Annotated in this window: 18 protein-coding genes; 13 read left to right on the top strand and 5 right to left on the bottom strand. The window is 48.1% G+C overall.

Translation table 11 applies throughout. The features are described 5' to 3' along the window. Nucleotides 1–50: 50 nt before the first annotated feature. From AC506A_RS10050 to AC506A_RS10040, 3 genes are read right to left on the bottom strand one after another with little or no spacing between them, the layout of a single operon-like run. Nucleotides 51–1172, bottom strand: a complete 1122-nt coding sequence (locus AC506A_RS10050) for a GerAB/ArcD/ProY family transporter (RefSeq protein WP_495460781.1) — start codon at nucleotides 1170–1172, stop codon at nucleotides 51–53. A gap of 29 nt (nucleotides 1173–1201) precedes the next feature. Continuing rightward, nucleotides 1202–2323: a Ger(x)C family spore germination protein gene (locus AC506A_RS10045; protein WP_495460780.1), complete on the bottom strand. Its 1122-nt coding sequence runs from the start codon at nucleotides 2321–2323 to the stop codon at nucleotides 1202–1204. Beyond that, complete coding sequence (locus AC506A_RS10040) at nucleotides 2313–3806, bottom strand: spore germination protein (RefSeq protein ID WP_495460779.1); 1494 nt, start codon at nucleotides 3804–3806, stop codon at nucleotides 2313–2315. Before AC506A_RS10040 ends, AC506A_RS10045 begins: the two co-directional genes overlap by 11 nt. A 241-nt stretch (nucleotides 3807–4047) precedes the next feature. Here AC506A_RS10040 and AC506A_RS10035 point away from each other — a divergent pair, with 241 nt between their 5' ends. The 4 genes from AC506A_RS10035 (at nucleotide 4048) to AC506A_RS10020 (ending at nucleotide 7771) form a co-directional block, all read left to right on the top strand. Further along, complete coding sequence (locus AC506A_RS10035; protein WP_495460778.1) at nucleotides 4048–6237, top strand: alpha-galactosidase; 2190 nt, start codon at nucleotides 4048–4050, stop codon at nucleotides 6235–6237. A 124-nt stretch (nucleotides 6238–6361) separates the two neighbouring features. Beyond that, nucleotides 6362–6751: a phage holin family protein gene (locus AC506A_RS10030; RefSeq protein WP_495460777.1), complete on the top strand. Its 390-nt coding sequence runs from the start codon at nucleotides 6362–6364 to the stop codon at nucleotides 6749–6751. Nucleotides 6752–6885: 134 nt separating this feature from the next. Then, complete coding sequence (locus AC506A_RS10025; protein WP_495460776.1) at nucleotides 6886–7263, top strand: YhjD family protein; 378 nt, start codon at nucleotides 6886–6888, stop codon at nucleotides 7261–7263. 124 nt (nucleotides 7264–7387) lie between these two features. Further along, the gene (locus AC506A_RS10020) at nucleotides 7388–7771 is read left to right on the top strand and encodes a cupredoxin domain-containing protein (protein ID WP_090982941.1); all 384 of its coding nucleotides are present in this window, start codon (nucleotides 7388–7390) and stop codon (nucleotides 7769–7771) included. Nucleotides 7772–7822: 51 nt separating this feature from the next. On the opposite strand, the gene AC506A_RS10015 is transcribed toward AC506A_RS10020, so the two are convergent. Beyond that, nucleotides 7823–8083 (bottom strand): hypothetical protein, encoded by a 261-nt coding sequence (locus tag AC506A_RS10015; RefSeq protein WP_495460775.1) that lies wholly within the window; start codon nucleotides 8081–8083, stop codon nucleotides 7823–7825. Nucleotides 8084–8191: 108 nt separating this feature from the next. Between AC506A_RS10015 and AC506A_RS10010 the strand changes: the two genes are divergently transcribed. From AC506A_RS10010 to AC506A_RS09990, 5 genes are all read left to right on the top strand, one after another. Further along, on the top strand, nucleotides 8192–8479 hold the full coding sequence (locus AC506A_RS10010; RefSeq protein ID WP_495460774.1) for a Dabb family protein: 288 nt from the start codon (nucleotides 8192–8194) through the stop codon (nucleotides 8477–8479). Nucleotides 8480–8634: 155 nt separating this feature from the next. After that, a complete protein-coding gene (locus tag AC506A_RS10005) occupies nucleotides 8635–9060 on the top strand; it encodes a DUF86 domain-containing protein (protein ID WP_495460773.1) in 426 nt (141 codons plus the stop codon). 91 nt (nucleotides 9061–9151) lie between these two features. Beyond that, on the top strand, nucleotides 9152–9820 hold the full coding sequence (locus tag AC506A_RS10000; protein ID WP_495460772.1) for a helix-turn-helix transcriptional regulator: 669 nt from the start codon (nucleotides 9152–9154) through the stop codon (nucleotides 9818–9820). Between the two features lie 139 nt (nucleotides 9821–9959). After that, entirely contained in the window at nucleotides 9960–10445 is a 486-nt protein-coding gene (locus tag AC506A_RS09995; protein ID WP_495460771.1) for a hypothetical protein, read from the top strand. Nucleotides 10446–10515: 70 nt separating this feature from the next. Further along, on the top strand, nucleotides 10516–10935 hold the full coding sequence (locus AC506A_RS09990; RefSeq protein ID WP_495460770.1) for a YtxH domain-containing protein: 420 nt from the start codon (nucleotides 10516–10518) through the stop codon (nucleotides 10933–10935). A gap of 65 nt (nucleotides 10936–11000) precedes the next feature. On the opposite strand, the gene AC506A_RS09985 is transcribed toward AC506A_RS09990, so the two are convergent. After that, nucleotides 11001–11906 (bottom strand): helix-turn-helix transcriptional regulator, encoded by a 906-nt coding sequence (locus AC506A_RS09985; RefSeq protein ID WP_495460769.1) that lies wholly within the window; start codon nucleotides 11904–11906, stop codon nucleotides 11001–11003. A gap of 177 nt (nucleotides 11907–12083) precedes the next feature. Here AC506A_RS09985 and AC506A_RS09980 point away from each other — a divergent pair, with 177 nt between their 5' ends. From AC506A_RS09980 to AC506A_RS09965, 4 genes are all read left to right on the top strand, one after another. After that, a complete protein-coding gene (locus AC506A_RS09980; protein ID WP_495460768.1) occupies nucleotides 12084–13382 on the top strand; it encodes an alpha-glucosidase/alpha-galactosidase in 1299 nt (432 codons plus the stop codon). Nucleotides 13383–13596: 214 nt separating this feature from the next. Then, on the top strand, nucleotides 13597–14406 hold the full coding sequence (gene racE / locus AC506A_RS09975) for a glutamate racemase (RefSeq protein WP_495460767.1): 810 nt from the start codon (nucleotides 13597–13599) through the stop codon (nucleotides 14404–14406). 127 nt (nucleotides 14407–14533) lie between these two features. Next, a complete protein-coding gene (locus AC506A_RS09970; protein ID WP_495460766.1) occupies nucleotides 14534–15754 on the top strand; it encodes a M14 family zinc carboxypeptidase in 1221 nt (406 codons plus the stop codon). 25 nt (nucleotides 15755–15779) lie between these two features. Next, on the top strand, nucleotides 15780–16019 hold the full coding sequence (locus tag AC506A_RS09965; RefSeq protein WP_495460765.1) for a hypothetical protein: 240 nt from the start codon (nucleotides 15780–15782) through the stop codon (nucleotides 16017–16019). The last annotated feature ends 31 nt before the right edge of the window (nucleotides 16020–16050 follow it).

Genomic DNA, 16050 nt, shown 5'->3' with positions numbered 1-16050 from the left:
TGGAAAATGCCGATTAGTACGACTCGACAACTGATCTGCTCTTCAAGGTGTCAACTTTGCTGGAACATCCCCTTACTGAACTTCTTCCTTACCATGGTAAGGAAGAACACAATCGGAATGTAGATGTAGGCAAAATAAAACCCAACTTTCGAATGCAGCATTTTCACTGTTCTTAAATGCTCGGGGTCTTTAATAAACAACTGTAAGATTACATATAGGACAAGGATAACAATTAAATTGTGAATGGGTTTTGTCCGCCAGGACATCTTCAAACTATGACAAGCAATCCATAATCTGACAGAGACGTTGGCAAGCGTTTTAAGCAGCCATATCGAAAGTAGAATGTACTCCACTCTTTGAAACAGCGGTATTTCAAGTATTCCGATCACTTTCAGCGCCGGCCACACCATGTGACGGAGTTGACTTTGGCTGAAATACAATAGGCAAACGACCAAGGAGACTAAAAAAAACAAGCCGGAAATCCCCACTGCAATATGCGCCCATTTTTGCGACTTCGCTTGCGTTTGTATATACGGATATATCCCTAGTAAAACCTCGGCTCCCAAAAAGCTAAACGCCATCTGATGAGATGACTTCAGGATCTGCATCGGGGAATGATTAAAGAAAGGCAATAAGTTTTGAGGATACAGATTAGGTATTAACATTAACAGGATAATAATGGGCAGTAATATAATGATTACAATAAAGAAGGCCCAGAAACAGATCCCTGTAACGGTTTGAAAGCCGCCTGACACCGTATAGTAAATAAGCACGAGAAAGACAATACTGATTGGCCATAAATTCATTGTGGGAAATGCAGAAATTTGAATCAAATCCAGGTAACTTCGATACGCAACGAGTGCTCCTAAAACGAAATACAGGATAATCGCCTGGTTCAGGCATGCGCCAAGGAATTTCCCGAAATAGGCAGGATTGATGGAAACGAAATCGGCGGTAACGGGATTTTGATTGGAAAGGATTTTAAACATCATCCAGACTAAAAGATGTGTGCATAACCAGATAAGAAGAGTAGAGACCCAAGCATCTTGGCCTGCATCCATTACAACATCATGTTGAAAGCTCAAAAAATTGATGTCTATGATACTCACGTACAAAATAAAAAACAGATGGATAGGAGAAACGGTGAATTTTTCGCTAATCATGCTGCTCATAAGCCCCTTTCTCCTCTTCCTTAAAGCCTTTATTCGTAAAGACCGGTCTGGACAATTGTTAGATCAATCTTGATCATGGTCTTTAATGACGAGTAAGATGCTTGAAATTCTTTTTCATTCCACCCCCTCGACTTGCTTCGCAAAAAGTCGCCTAGTCCAATCGGATCGACCTGTTTCGACTTGCATAGGGAGATAAAGTCTTCGGCTTTCTTAACTATATACGCAGCCAATTTTTGTTCAAAAGCAGCTATCTCCTCTTTCGTTTCAAAATGTAAATACTCAGGTGAATCCCGTAAGGAAACCTTCATCTTAATTTTTATGAGGATGGCAGGTGCCGGTTCCTGTGTGACGAGTTGGAAAGTCCTATTCGAAGCGATGTTTCTAATCAAAATATAATCATCATGAAGCGAGCCAGACGCTTTCAATGGCATTAAAATGCTTCCATGCCGAGCGTTTTCGGTAAGCAGTTTCAGAATGAAGGCATCGCGATTATCCACGTTGGTTACGAATTTATCATCCTTAAACAAGGCGATACCATCGATTTTTATGGCGTCGCCTTCCATATTTAAATAAGGCAGGAACAGGTCTCGTCCCGCTGTATAATAATTATACAGCGAGGATTGAAGATTCAATTTCGGCAAGTTACCCCACTTCCCATTTTGCTCGACCAAATTCGTGATAAACACAGTGTCGTGCGTTTTAACGGTAGAGGACAAAAGCTCAGCAGCGGTCGTACCGGATACTGCCAGCTGCATTCGGCTTGAAATCGAAGGTTCGCGGAATAATCTTTCCAATATGGATCCGATTCCTTGTCTGGCAAACTCTTTGCCGAACAACACCATACTCATCTGACCGGTTTGAATGGATTTGTTGGATTTAGTATTTTGCTTCTGCAAAGTTTCCAGGCTGGAAATCGATTCGGTACTTAGTATTTTGATATTTGTTTTCTCTTTCTCCGAATAATCGCCGAACAATAGCGTGCTTTTGACGCGCTTTCCGTCTATATCATAACCTGCGCTTTGTATCAGCGTAACTTGATCCACGATTCTTCGATCGCTGCAAGAACAAATAAGCAAACAGGTCAAAACAAGGATCCATATGCAGCCTGTATACCTTAAAAATCTTGCCCGAACGGCAGCTTTATTCCTCATTAAAATCACTCTTCGAATTCACTTTTTTAGGTCTATATCTAAGGTGGGAGTCCGGTTTTAAATAACCTGGTCTCGTGTTGGTAAATTGCAGACTCGATCGTACAAAGCTGTCGTTCATATCTTTGATCCGAAAAGGGTACAACGGCACGCTGTATGGATATCCCAGAGATCTCAGTCTCGTGATATGGACGAGCAAAAAACTGACGCCGATAAAAATGCCGATGCCTCCCCAGAAATCGGCTAGGATGATAATGGGGAATCGGAGAAAGCGAATCGTGCTGGACATCTTGTAAATCGGAGTTACGAAAGAGGCTAACGCCGATAAAGAAATAATGATGATGAGAATGTTACTGGTCAATGCTGCATCTACTGCAGCAGTACCCAAAACAATGCCGCCTACGATGCCGAGTGTTCCGCCGACCCTGCTCGGCAGCCGCGCACCGGCTTCCCGAAGAGCTTCAACCGTGATCTCAAGGAGCAGTACCTCAAGAACGGGAGGGAATGGGACATATTGTCGTGAATAAATCAAGCGGACAAGCAAATCCCGCGGTACCACCTCGTAATGATATGTCGTAATAGCAACATACAAGGCGGAAGCAAAGAGCGAGAATATGACACCGAATATTCGGATTGCTCTGAAGAATGAACCTAATAACCATGGCAAATAATAATCTTCGGGAGAGGTAAAAAAGTCATATAACGTCGAAGGCCCCGTTACAAAATAGGGAGAACCTTCGCTGATCATTGCCACTTGACCCTGCAGCAAGGCATAGACGACCCGATCCCTTCGTTCCGTTGTAATAAACAAAGGAAACGGGGAAAAGGAATTGTCGGAGATGAGTTGATCCAGAGTCAGCGTATCAAAAATAACATCGAAATCAATAGCCGATAACCTTTTCTCAACTTTTGCAACGTTTTCGTTATTTGCGACGCCTTCAATATGGAGAATCATTACTTTCGATTTGGATAGACTTCCAATCGTCAATTCTTTCGCGATCAGATTCGGGACGTTCAATTGCAAGCGAAGCAGATGAAGATTCGTGTCCAGATCTTCGACAAACCCGACTTTCGGTCCCAGAACGCTGAATTCATTCTCGGTTTCATTGGACTTGCGTAAGCCATCTTTGCTTTCCAATGGAACTAATGCGCATAATGGATCATGTTTTTTCCATTGAACGATGGCGTGACCCTTCAACAGCTTGGATTGTATGACATCGATTTTGTCAGTAATTTCGATTCCATCAAAGGGAAGGAGAGCTTTTATGTCCTCCAGACATTTCAGTTCTAATCGATTATGAATTTGCAGCGCGCTCATGAATTGTTGTTGAAGCAGTTTACTATCAATCATTGTTTTGTAATACGAAATATATAATGGAGGTTCGGTGAACGATAGCTTATTCGTAACGAAATCACTGGACTGCCGGGACATTGTGAGCAATTTTTCAAGATCTTTAGCATCCACGTTCACCTTGGAAATATTCATCCTCTCTTCATTTTTTTGGTATTTTGTGTTTAAGCTTTTTATTTTATTCGGGCAAATGAAAAACGAACGATTCAGCAGCTTGTTTCGTCTCATCGTTACATCCTACATTCATCCATATGACCGCTAAAAGCATCCATGTAGAACGGGAGCTTAAGGCCCTATACTGGTAGACGACTACGGTTTAGTCGTTTCGAACGATCTCTCAGGAGAGTCGTTTATTCCATAATAGGGAGAGCTGCTCATGTCGATTATCTATCAATCCGCTACCAATCTCTTTCACCTTCAAACCCGGTCTATGAGCTATGTTTTCCAAGCTTTGCACGGATTTCCAACTCATCTTTATTGGGGACGCAAAATCAATAATCCGGATGCGTCGCGTCTGCTTCAGCGCATGGAACGGTGCTCGTTCAGCCCGAATCCGATTCCGGAAGACCGCACGATATCACTGGACACGCTGCCGCAGGAATACCCCGGTTACGGTTCTGGCGATTTGCGCAGCCCTGCCTACGCGGTGCAGCTTGCCAATGGTTCGACGGTTACGGAATTGATCTATGACTCACACCGCATTGTAAGCGGTAAACCAGTATTGGAAGGACTGCCTGCAGTTTATGCGGAAACAGAGGAGGAAGCGCAAACTCTAATCGTCACGTTGACGGACAAGCTTGCAGGCCTTACTGTGGAACTTTCTTATTCGGTGTTTGAAGCCTATGATGCGGTCATTCGCTCGTCTCGTATAGTAAACAACAGCCAATCCGTTATGCAGTTGACCCGAGCACTTAGTGTCAGCGTCGACCTGCCGCATGACGAGTTTGAGCTGCTGCAGCTTTCCGGCACATGGGCACGCGAGCGTTATATTCATAAGCGCGCGCTGACGCCAGGCGTTCAGGCTATCGAGAGCCGCCGCGGATCAAGCAGCCACGCCAACAACCCGTTCTTCGCGCTGCTTGGCGAAGGGGCGACAGAGGATCACGGCGACGTGTATGGCTTCAGTCTCGTATACAGCGGCAGCTTTACAGCCGGTGTCGAGGTAGATCAGTACCACACGGCTCGTGCATATATCGGCATCAATCCGTTCGATTTCTCATGGAGATTGGAATCAGGGGAATCGTTCCAGACACCGGAAGCCGTAATGGTCTTCTCTTCTGCTGGGCTCGGTGCGATGTCACAGACCTACCACGAGTTATATCGCACGCGGCTGTGCCGTGGTGCTTTCCGCGATGCGGTAAGACCGATCCTAGTCAACAACTGGGAAGCGACATACTTCAACTTCAACGCTGACAAAATCGAATCCATTGCCAAAGCAGGCAGCGAGCTCGGACTTGAGCTGTTCGTGCTGGATGACGGTTGGTTCGGCAAACGCGACAGCGACAACTGTTCGCTCGGTGATTGGGTCGTCGATCCGAAGAAGCTGCCGCAGGGTTTGGAAGATTTGGCCGAGCGTGTACGGAGCCATGGTCTGCAGTTCGGTCTATGGTTTGAGCCGGAAATGGTATCACCGGACAGCGATCTCTATCGTGCGCATCCGGATTGGTGTCTGCATGTACCGGGGCGCCGCCGCTCCGAGGGTCGAAAGCAGCTCATTCTCGACCTCTCTCGTGAAGATGTGCAAGCTTACATTATCGAGTCCGTTGGCTCTATTCTGAAGAGTGCTCCGATCACGTACGTGAAATGGGATATGAACCGCAACATGTCGGAGATCGGCTCGGCGCTGCTGCCTCCGGAACGTCAACGTGAAACGGCGCACCGTTACATGCTGGGGCTTTATAACGTGCTGGAGCAAATTACGACCGCATTCCCGCATATTTTGTTCGAGAGCTGCTCCGGCGGCGGCGGTCGCTTCGATCCCGGCATGCTGTACTATATGCCGCAAACGTGGACAAGCGATAACTCCGATGCCATCAGCAGGCTGAAGATTCAATACGGTACCAGCATTGTGTACCCAATCAGCTCGATGGGCGCACACGTGTCAGCATCGCCGAACCATCAGGTTGGCCGCAATACACCGCTTAAGACACGCGGGGATGTGGCGATGTCCGGCAATTTTGGTTATGAGCTTGATTTGACGGCATTTACGGAAGCAGAGAAGGAAGAAGTGAAGCGCCAAGTTGAGCTCGTAAAGGAAGTCCGTGAACTGGTGCAATACGGCACCTTCTACAGGCTGCTCAGCCCGTTTGAAGGGAATGAGACGGCATGGATGTTCGTGTCGCCGGATCAGCGGGAAGTGCTGGTCGTCCATGTTGTTGAACTTAATGAGCCGAACGCGCCGCTTAGCAGACTGAAGCTTAAAGGACTGAACAGTGACTACAGCTATGAATGGATCGGTACAGATGAAGTCGTAGGCGGCGATGAGCTGATGTATGTCGGTGTAGCCAAATCGTTGCCGCATGGCGATTATTTCAGCACCGTATATCGATTCGCAGCACGGTTATAGATTTACTAATAGGTCATAGAAAACATATACAAACGATATACGTTTCTAGGGCTATTTGACGGACAACCTCATAATCTCTTGCATATGATAGATTGTAAGCGCACTGCGAAGGGAGAGTGAGGTTGTGCCGCACACCATCGTCTGCACCATCACAGCTTTGTTTGGTTCACTTGTAACCTTCTCTTTCGGTATGTGGCCGGAATCCTTAACACTCCTTCTCGTTGCGATGGGGACGGATTATATCACAGGGATAACGGCTGCTATTAAGGAGAAAAAACTAAACAGTTCCATAGGTTCATGGGGGATTGCTAGGAAAGGAATTATGCTCCTCGTAATTCTTCTGGCGCACCGCATTGACATCTTATTAGAGCTAAGCAGCATTGCAATGGGTGGAGCAATTTACTTCTACTTGGCGAATGAACTGATTTCCATTACGGAAAATTTGGGAAGAATCGGCGTTCCGATGCCGGATCGCCTCCGTCAACTCATAGAAGTGCTGAAGAACAAAAAGTAAAGTATAGCTCAGTTGTTTTGAGGCCATCCTGTTTGGGATGGTCTTTTTCTTATCCTTACACCGCTTGCAACTTCAAAATGCACTTGTTATAATGAGAACAAATGTTCTTATGCGAAGTGCTTGGAGGGGTCAGTATGGCTGTAGATATGGTGGGGTCTTCACCGCCCGTTCAGATCGGCAAGGAGCTGGAATTGGTGAAGCGATACGTGCTGCTTGGTATCGTGAATCAAATTCTCGACCACGATATTCGAATCATTGGTGCAACAGCTACGAAGCTGCCGAGACTTTATGAATCGATGATCCGCGGGCTCCAGGACCGGGTGCTGCTTGAGCTGGCTGCAATGCGCAGACAATTTCGGGACGGCGGCATCAGCGTTGACAAGGACAAACGCAGCACGGCAGGGCTTTGTGCAGATTACAGCTGCATGGGCTACCGGCATTCCTTCTCTATGCCTTGGACCTTCGTGAAGGCGGAATCAGAGCGGCTGTTGAAGAGCTACTTGACGAAGTGACGTTCATCATTTTGTCAAAAAGCCGAAAAAAGTTTATTTGCAGAAGCGGTTTAAGGTTGAGAAGAACGGACGATCTTATGTAATATAGGGAGTAGACATTTGATGAAAAGGGGAGCAAGAAGCAATGCATAAGTGGATTATGTTTATCGTTTTCGCAGCAGCTTCGGTTTTGGGCGTATACTTGCTGACTACTCAGCTTCCGGGTAAGCCGGTTGATGAGGCAGCATCATTGCCGCCGGGCGTTACATTATTGAAAGTGGAAGCCTCATCTGACTTCGTATTCGACAAAGAAGAGTACAAAGTAAAAGCAGGCGATAAAGTAAAACTCAAATTGATCAATAAGAGTGGCGTTCACGGTCTTGCCATTCCTGATCTGGGTATTGATCTTCAAGGCGACAAGATGGAGCAAGAAGTGGTATTCGATAAACCGGGTAAATACGAGATGCACTGCGCCGTTGCTTGCGGAACAGGCCATCTGGAGATGAAGTCCGTTCTAATCGTTGAATAACAAGCAAAAAGGAGCCCGCAAACGGCTCCTTTTTTATCATTCATTTACAGTTCAATCATACGAGCGGCGACGGCCTCTGCGGCTTCTGGCAACTGCATAGTCGCAGATGTAGCCGAGCAGCGCCCAGCTTGCAATCGTCAGCACATACATCAGGTACACGTTGACCTCATGAATGTCCACAATCATGTCTGTAATCCATGCAGGAACGCTGAACATGAAGAACACCAGATTATGCGGGTCGTAGCCTGTGGAGTTATAAAGGCATAAAGCGACGCCGATAAGCGTTGCTGCAATCGTTACCGGATAGCGCATGCGTTGAATCTCCTTTACTGGAAGATTGCCGATAGTCGGCACCTTGGGTTATTATGTGACAAAAGGATGCTTCGCATCCCATTCCAAATTCAAAGGAGCGAACTTATTATGATAACGCATATCGTATTGTTCAAATTGAAGGACGGCAGCCCGGAAAGCGTTGCTCGTACCGTTCAAGTGCTCACCAATATGGAAGGCAAAATCGATGAGCTGCTGTCCATTGAAGTAGGTACTGACGTGCTGCATTCGGAACGTTCGTATGACATCGCGCTCATTACGAAATTCGAATCCATGGATGCGTTGGCTGTTTATCAAGTTCATCCGGTACATAAAGAAGTGATCGCGCATATGGCGGAAGTCCGCGAGGCATCCGTTTGTGTGGACTACGAGAGCTAAGAAAAGGGTAAAGGGCGATTTAAATCATGGGCGATGTATTTGAAATGATGACGTACTTGATCGTCGTAATCATCAGTGCGATTGTGATGACGGTCTGGTTGAAACGTAAAGCACGCAAGAACAAGAGGTAATAACGGAACAGGGGTTTTGCAGGTATGTATTATGTGAACCGCGAGCAGCTTGCTGTACGGCTGTCGGTCATCCCGGAAGTGACAGCCGCGTTAACGCTGCTTGAGCAGAATTGGGACGGCAGTTTGCTGCAAGGCCTAGCTCAGGAGCGCGCCTTGCATTTAGCCATTGAAACCGTTACAGATATCGGAAGCTATCTGATTGACGGATTTATTATGCGCGATGCGAGCAGCTATGAAGACATTGTTACGATTATTGAGGGTGAGCGCGTGTATCCGGCAGAGCTGCAAGAGATCTTGCTTGAGCTTGTTCGGCTGCGTAAACCGCTTGTACAAGATTATTTTGAATGGAACCGGGCTGACCTTCATCCCTTAACGACGCAGCTGCCGGCAACGTTGACTGCATTTAAATCCGCCGTAGAAATGTATCTCGTGCAAGAGCTGGGCAGTTAGCTGTTCACGGCTGTTGTTGATTTACGAATCGGCGAAAATGCGTTACAATGACGACATTAGAACGCGCTGTAGTGCCGAAGGTGGTGAGGAAATGGAACAGAATGGAACTCCGACGAGTATGCAGAATGAGCCGCTATTCAGGCTGGAAGGCTCGACAAGGCAAACGGTGCTCAGGCTGCTCAAGACAAACGGACAGATGAATGCCGGAGAGCTCGCGAAGCATCTGCAAATTACGGAAATGGCTGTACGCCGACATCTTAGCACACTGGAGCGGGACGGTCTTATTGCGCCTACCATCGTGCGTCAGGCTATGGGGCGACCTACCCATATGTTCAGTCTAACGGAGCAAGCCGAGCTGTTATTTCCGAAGAACTACCATGTCCTTGCGCTGGATTTGCTGGAAGAGCTGGAGGATGATCCCGAGACGGCCATTATCGTTGACCGCTTGTTTGAAGGACGTAAACGCAAGCTGATCGAACGGTATGCCTATCGCATGGATGGGAAGTCACTGGAGGAGAAAGTAACCGAGCTTGCTTCTATTCAGAATGAAGGCGGCTATATGGTTGCAATCGAGAACGATGAGAACGGCCTAGTGATGCATGAATACAATTGTCCCATCGCGCAGGTGGCGAATCGCTATCAGCAAGCCTGTCAGTGCGAGCTGTCTTTATTCCAGCAGCTCCTTGGAACGGACGTGGAACGAACCGAATGTTTGGCTAAAGGCGGCGGCAAGTGCAGCTACCGAATAGCGGGTATATAAGCATAAAGAGGTGTTAGGATATGGTCCTAACGCCTCTTTTTTTTTCGTGTGTTGTGTCAAAACAAGCCTATGGTGGGTATTATGTCAGTAAGTAAATGGGCATTCGCCCGCTAGGCAGTACGTTAGGAGGTGTCCGCTCATGGATCGGATATGGCTTGAGGGAGCAGCCGTTGCTGCTTTCGTCGCATTGGTAATTGGGATATTGCTCTGGCTGCGATCTGCAGATCGTAAGTTGGCGAAGTTGATTCAAACGGCCGAAGCGATGGAGCAGTATACACAGCATGCGGCAGCTCAGGTGACTGCGCTGATGGATCCTGTGACCGCAACCGTTAGAACGGTGCAGAAGCAATTGGATGGCATGTCCAAATTGGCAGAAGCGACGAAACGAATTGGCGATGCAGCGAATCAATTATCTTTTACCGTGAACCGGGTTTCCACAGACCTGAACGAAACGGTAGAACGGCATGCTGCAAGGTCAGGCGAGAAAGTGAAGCATGGCATCACAGAAGCGCTTGATTGGGCTGAGGTCAGTTATGCGGTGTGGCAGTTTTGGCAGAACAAACGGAAAGATAGCCGCACCTCTGCATGCTCAAGCTATGACCAAGGGCAGGATACTACTAACTAATCATACGGTTGCTATGCTGCTGCGTATTCGAAAGCAGTGCAAGCCGCTGTACCAAAGGAGTGTATTGAAGATGGCAAAAAGCAGTGGAAAGAAAAGTTTCTTAGTTGGTGCGATTGCAGGTGGCGTAATTGGTTCCGTAACAGCTCTGTTGCTTGCTCCTAAATCAGGTCGCGAGCTTCGTAAAGATATTGCAGACGGAACACAGGTTGTTTCCGAGCACACCGTTCGAATTGCCGGTCAAGTCGGCGACTCGACGACTCGTATTGCGAAACAAGTTAGCGGCGGCGTAACGGTAGCTGCAGGCAAGGCAAAAGAAACAGCAAGCACGGTCCTTGACAATGTTCGCAGTTGGCGCCAAGCAGGCAAAGAAGAGGCAGCTGAAGTGCTGGATGAAGCCGGCGAGCTCGTGCATGAAGCAGGCGAAGCCGTTCAAGATAAGGTTGAAGAGCTGACGCAAGACCGCAAAGAGGAACTTCAAACGATCAGCTAATTCATGTGAATAATCAAGAAGGCTTCGCTGCATAGTCAATGCGGCGAAGCCTTCTTTTTTGCGTCCTACTTGCTACCTCTAGCCTGAGAACGGTACTCGGACGGCGAATAACCGAACGTTTTGCGGAATTGCTTGGAGAAATAGAGGGCATCGGTGTAGCCGACGGAAGAAGCAACCTGGTCGATCGACAGGTGATTCTGTCCATTCAGCAGCTCCTTTGCTCGCTCCATCCGCACTTTAAGTAGAAATTGCATGGGAGATACGCCTGTTACTTGCTTGAACATTTTGGATAAATGCGTGCGATGGTAGCCTAAGCTTCGCGACAAATCCTCGATTGATATTTGCTGTGCATATTGATACGACAACCAGCGGACTGCCTGTTTAATTTGCCTGTCGATGTCCGAAACGATAGCGATCGAATTAAAGGCCAGATTGCCTGCATTCAATAGGCCAAGCTCCTTCAGGTAGATGCGCAGCAGTCCGTTTGCTTCCAAATCAGCAAGTTCAGGAAATGGGTTTGCTTCCAACGCTCCGCGAATTTTGCGATATAGCGCAGCGAGCGGACGAACGTCATCCGTATGAACGATGGGACGTGCCGGGGAGAAACCGAGCGTCAGCAGCAGGTGCTCGGAGATATGACCTTTGAATGCGACCCACATATAATGCCATGGATCTTTCTCATCGGCTCTATAGGTGAACAGCTCGTCCGGAAAAATAATAAAGGTATCGCCTTTCACGCACGAATACCGGACCCCATCGATCTCGAATGTTCCTCGGCCTGATAGAACCGTGTGCACCAGGTAATAGTTATGAACGGCTGGTCCAATGAAATGGCCGCCAACGGGTTTGCCTTCTCCGCTGAAGAGAAGCGACAATTCGCCTTGGGCCGGCTGCGTATTGCTGTAATCGGTAAATTTATAGTGATCGGAAGTACGGCGCATCATAGACGTTTTTTGGCTTGTATCCGGCATTGTTCAGTGCCCCAATCTTCATGATTTCAGTACGTTCAGTGTAGTTCAAAAAACTACAAATGTACATATAAATCATGCTTTATTTCCTACTCAATCCGCTATTCCCTGCACTATAGTAGATAGTAGAAGAAGACATTAATCCGCTTACATGGCGGACCATTTTCAAGGAGGACTATCATGCCGAAGATTACATTTATCGGAGCGGGAAGTACTGTATTTGCGAAGAACGTGCTTGGCGATGTTTTGCACACACCAGCGCTGCAAGGATTCGAGATTGCTTTGTTTGACATTAATCCGGAGCGTCTGTCCGAATCCGAAACATTGCTGAACCATATCAAAAACACGTGCGGAAGCACTTCCACAATTAAAGCGTATACGGACCGCAAAGAAGCACTGCGCGGTGCCAAATTCGTCGTCAATGCCATTCAAGTTGGCGGCTACGATCCTTGTACGATTACCGATTTTGAAATTCCGAAGAAATACGGCTTGCGCCAAACAATCGCGGATACAGTTGGAATCGGAGGCATTTTCCGAAACCTGCGTACGATTCCGGTTATGCTCGACTTCGCTAAGGACATGCAAGAGGTTTGTCCGGACGCTCTGTTCCTGAACTACACGAACCCAATGGCTGTTCTGACGAATGTCATGAACACGTACGGCGGGATCAAAACGGTCGGTCTATGCCATAGCGTTCAAGTGTGCGTGGATCATTTGTTTAGTCATCTTGGCATGGATGCGACTGGCGTCAAATCGAAGATCGCCGGTATCAACCATATGGCTTGGCTGCTTGAGGTTTCCAAGGATGGCGAAGACCTGTATCCGGAAATCAAGCGCCGCGCTCGTGAGAAGCAGAAAGAACAGCACTGGGATATGGTGCGTTTCGAAATGATGCTCAACTTCGGCTACTATATTACCGAATCGTCCGAACACAACGCCGAGTATCACCCGTACTTCATCAAGCGTAATTATCCGGAGCTGATCGAACGCTTCAACATTCCGCTGGATGAGTACCCGCGCCGCTGTATCGAGCAAATTAGCGGCTGGAAGAAGCTGAAAGAAGAGCTGATCAACAATCCGGAGCTGCAGCATAAACGTACGCATGAATATGCTTCGTATATCTTTGAGGCGATTGAAACGAACGTTCCGTTCAAAATCGGCGGCAATGTGATGAATACAGGACTGATTACCAACTTGCCGAAAGAAGCTTGCGTAGAGGTATCCTGCCTCGTCGACCGCAACGGCGTAACGCCGACATTCGTTGGCGATCTGCCGCCGCAATTGGCTGCTCTTAACCGCACGAACATCAATACGCAGCTGCTCACGATCGAAGCTGCGATTACAGGCAAACGTGACCATATCTATCACGCTGCGATGCTTGATCCGCACACAAGTGCAGAGCTGTCGATGGATGATATCAAAGCAATGTGCGATGATCTGATCGAAGCACATGGCGACTGGCTTCCTGCTTACAAATAAGTCGAAACCATAAACAAAGCCGCCCCGGCTGCTTGAGCTGAATTAGATGCTCTGGCAGTTGGGGCGGCTTTTTTTTTAATTTTCCGGGATCAACCTGGCATGGGGACGTTTGTTGAACCTTGTCTAGAATTGCGCTAAGATGTAGGTACCTTTTCTTCATCGTATTCATATTCTATTGAAGTCCTGCCAAAACGTTCAAGAAAGCGGTGTGTCTGTGCAACAACCGATCGCAATATTGGATTCTGGTGTAGGCGGTTTAACAGTCGTCAAAGAAATCATGCGCCAGCTTCCCCGGGAAAAAATCATGTATTTCGGCGATACCGCACGTACCCCGTACGGCCCGCGGCCCGCTGAAGAGGTGACTCGGTTTACTAGGCAAATCGTTGAGTATTTAATCCAATATCGTCCGAAAATGATTGTTATCGCCTGTAATACGGCAACAGCAGTCGCGCTTGAAGATATCCGCTCCCGTGTCGCTATTCCGGTAGTCGGCGTGATTCATCCCGGTGCTCGCGCTGCGAATGGTCGCACGCAAACAGGGATTGTCGGTGTCATTGGTACGGAAGGGACGATTCGCAGCAGCGCTTACGAACATGCGCTTAAGCAGCTATCTCCGAGCATTGAAGTAATCAGCTTAGCATGTCCGCGGTTTGTCCCGCTTGTCGAACAAGGGAATTTCCGCTCGAAAGAAACACAAGAAGTGGTGGAATCGTCACTGGCACCGCTGAAGAAACGCGATATCGATACGTTAATTTTAGGGTGTACCCACTATCCGTATTTATCAGATACAATCGCTTCTGTAATGGGTAGTGATGTGACACTGATCAACTCCGCAGATGAAACCGCTCGCGAGATTAGCACGATTCTGCATGATCGCAATCGGTTGACGCGTGACGGAGATCTTCCCGTGCATCAATTCTTCTGCAGCGGAGACCCGCGCATGTTTAGAAAGATTGCGCAACAATGGTTAGGTGAGCAAATCGAGCTAACGCCTGTCGTGTGGCAGGTGCCCAATATCGTATAGATGTTCCGCCAACGAATCGGAGCCGCCTCCATTAGCATTTGATGACGAGGCGGCTCTTTCCTATGAAATGGCATGCCGGGGAATGGAGCGGCATAGCATGTGACTAGACCAGTTCAGAGGTGATCACATGCTGCATCCTTATATTGTTCAGAGCGGCGATACGCTGCTTCGTATTGCCCGCAATTTCAGAATGAATCCCGAAGCCATTTTAGCCTCCAATCCGCGACTCCTTGCGAGCGAACGATTAAAGCCGGGGCTGCTGCTTGCCGTACCCGCACAGCCAACATTCACGTATCGGGTAAATGCCGGCGATACGCTGCTTCGTATTGCAGCTCTCTTTGCTGTTTCCACTCATTCGCTTATTGCGGTGAATCATCATCTTGATCTTACGCTGCTTCAAGAAGGGCAATTGATCAGTATCCCTGTCGGAGGCGCAGGTCGCATCGTGGATGGAAGTGCAGAATACGGTGCGAGGGAGCTAATGAAGGATATCGAACAGCTTCAGAATAGCTATCCATTTCTGCAATGCAGGCGAATCGGGCAAAGCGTCATGGGCAAACCAATTACGGCGATTAGTCTCGGTGAAGGGCCAGCCAAAGTGCACATCAATGCAGGCATGCATGCAAACGAATGGATTACGACACCGCTCTTAATGACATTCGCAGAGGACTTGGCGCAGGCGGCAGCGGCTGGGACTCGGATATGTCACGTCGATATTAGAGCACTGCTGCGCAAAGTGACATTGTGGCTCGTGCCGCTTATTAATCCGGACGGGGCTGAGCTTGTTCAAGAAGGCATGAGTGAGGAACATCCGTATTATCATGAGCTGCTGGACTGGAATAACGGTTCAATCCGATTCTCGAAGTGGAAGGCGAACATTCGCGGCGTAGACCTGAATGATCAATTCCCGGCTTTCTGGGAAGTTGAAGCAGAGCGGCGCGACGCGGCAGGTCCCGGTCCACGGGATTATCCCGGCTTACAGCCGTTATCGGAACCTGAGGCACAGGCACTAGCTGCTTTTACAGAGGAGGAGCAATTTGATCTCGTCGTTGCCTTGCATACGCAGGGGCAAGAGATCTACTGGAACTACCGCGGCTATGAACCGCCGGAAGCGGAGCTGATTGCTGCCAAACTGGCCAAAGCAAGCGGATATAAAGCGGTGAAGCTGACAGGCAGCGATGCCGGCTACAAGGATTGGTTTATCCAGGATTATCGGAAACCGGGTTATACTGTAGAGGTCGGTTATGGGGTTAATCCGCTGCCGGTATCGTCGTTTCATGAGCTGTATGACGAAATAAGGCCATTGCTCATTACTGCCATAGAGGCTGCCATTCCGGATATGTTATAATAGGCGGAAGAAGGAGGCGTTCCCTATGAGGAAGTTGCTTTCGCTCCGCCACTGGCGGACGGTGTTTGTCCGAATTTACCGCTTGCTGATCGCAAGGGAAGTTCGGCTGATGGACAAGCTGCTGTATGTCATACCGGTACTGTTGTACTGGGTTATGCCTGACGTGCTCCCTTTTCTGCCTATCGATGATATCGCGGTTACGATGATTGCCGCTGAATGGTACACGCGTTATATGGAGCGCAAATACAGTGATCGATTGAGATAGCGGTTGAACAATGGTCATCGTTTCTTTACAA

It is taken from the genome of Paenibacillus sp. N22P23 (assembly GCF_059383735.1).
Note: the sequence above shows the minus strand (reverse complement) of the source record. Positions and strands in the feature narration are given on the sequence as shown.

What these genes read in the sequence shown, in the direction of transcription:
- AC506A_RS10050 (WP_495460781.1), bottom strand. Translation starts at nt 1,172, where the DNA reads ATGAGCAGCATGATTAGCGAAAAATTCACCGTTTCTCCTATCCATCTG.
- AC506A_RS10045 (WP_495460780.1), bottom strand. Translation starts at nt 2,323, where the DNA reads ATGAGGAATAAAGCTGCCGTTCGGGCAAGATTTTTAAGGTATACAGGC.
- AC506A_RS10040 (WP_495460779.1), bottom strand. Translation starts at nt 3,806, where the DNA reads ATGAATATTTCCAAGGTGAACGTGGATGCTAAAGATCTTGAAAAATTG.
- AC506A_RS10035 (WP_495460778.1), top strand. Translation starts at nt 4,048, where the DNA reads ATGTCGATTATCTATCAATCCGCTACCAATCTCTTTCACCTTCAAACC.
- AC506A_RS10025 (WP_495460776.1), top strand. Translation starts at nt 6,886, where the DNA reads ATGGCTGTAGATATGGTGGGGTCTTCACCGCCCGTTCAGATCGGCAAG.
- AC506A_RS10020 (WP_090982941.1), top strand. Translation starts at nt 7,388, where the DNA reads ATGCATAAGTGGATTATGTTTATCGTTTTCGCAGCAGCTTCGGTTTTG.
- AC506A_RS10015 (WP_495460775.1), bottom strand. Translation starts at nt 8,083, where the DNA reads ATGCGCTATCCGGTAACGATTGCAGCAACGCTTATCGGCGTCGCTTTA.
- AC506A_RS10010 (WP_495460774.1), top strand. Translation starts at nt 8,192, where the DNA reads ATGATAACGCATATCGTATTGTTCAAATTGAAGGACGGCAGCCCGGAA.
- AC506A_RS10005 (WP_495460773.1), top strand. Translation starts at nt 8,635, where the DNA reads ATGTATTATGTGAACCGCGAGCAGCTTGCTGTACGGCTGTCGGTCATC.
- AC506A_RS10000 (WP_495460772.1), top strand. Translation starts at nt 9,152, where the DNA reads ATGGAACAGAATGGAACTCCGACGAGTATGCAGAATGAGCCGCTATTC.
- AC506A_RS09995 (WP_495460771.1), top strand. Translation starts at nt 9,960, where the DNA reads ATGGATCGGATATGGCTTGAGGGAGCAGCCGTTGCTGCTTTCGTCGCA.
- AC506A_RS09990 (WP_495460770.1), top strand. Translation starts at nt 10,516, where the DNA reads ATGGCAAAAAGCAGTGGAAAGAAAAGTTTCTTAGTTGGTGCGATTGCA.
- AC506A_RS09985 (WP_495460769.1), bottom strand. Translation starts at nt 11,906, where the DNA reads ATGCCGGATACAAGCCAAAAAACGTCTATGATGCGCCGTACTTCCGAT.
- AC506A_RS09980 (WP_495460768.1), top strand. Translation starts at nt 12,084, where the DNA reads ATGCCGAAGATTACATTTATCGGAGCGGGAAGTACTGTATTTGCGAAG.
- AC506A_RS09970 (WP_495460766.1), top strand. Translation starts at nt 14,534, where the DNA reads ATGCTGCATCCTTATATTGTTCAGAGCGGCGATACGCTGCTTCGTATT.
- AC506A_RS09965 (WP_495460765.1), top strand. Translation starts at nt 15,780, where the DNA reads ATGAGGAAGTTGCTTTCGCTCCGCCACTGGCGGACGGTGTTTGTCCGA.